The sequence below is a fragment of the Dactylosporangium sucinum genome, from assembly GCF_014647515.1.
Classification (GTDB): domain Bacteria; phylum Actinomycetota; class Actinomycetes; order Mycobacteriales; family Micromonosporaceae; genus Dactylosporangium; species Dactylosporangium sucinum.
In genome coordinates, this window is sequence record NZ_BMPI01000171.1 from 1 (window position 1) to 461 (window position 461).

Sequence of the window (461 nt, forward strand, 5' to 3'; positions counted from 1 at the left end):
ACCGGAGTAGGGTCGCCCTCCTCGATAATGACGTGCGCATTCGTGCCACTGATCCCGAACGACGACACACCCGCCCGGCGCGGCCGCCCGTTCGGCCAGGGACGCGACTCGGTGAGCAGGGAGATGTTGCCGGCGGTCCAGTCGACCTGCGGCGACGGCTCGTCAACGTGCAGCGTCGCCGGCATCGTCGCGTGCCGCATCGCCTGAACCACCTTGATGATCCCGGCAACGCCGGCGGCGGCCTGCGTGTGGCCGATGTTCGACTTCACCGACCCCAGCCACAGCGGCTCCTGCCGGTCCTGCCCGTAGGTCGCGAGCAGCGCCTGCGCCTCGATCGGATCGCCCAGCCGGGTGCCGGTACCGTGACCCTCGACAACGTCCACCTCGGACGGCGACAGACCCGCATTGGCCAAAGCCTGCAGAATCACCCGCTCCTGCGACGGACCATTCGGAGCCGTCAG

Annotated in this window: 1 protein-coding gene; it reads right to left on the reverse strand. The window is 69.2% G+C overall.

Annotated elements, in window-relative coordinates:
• On the reverse strand, window positions 1-461 hold a 461-nt coding region (locus tag IEZ31_RS58075), incomplete at both ends, for a ketoacyl-synthetase C-terminal extension domain-containing protein (RefSeq protein WP_229837336.1).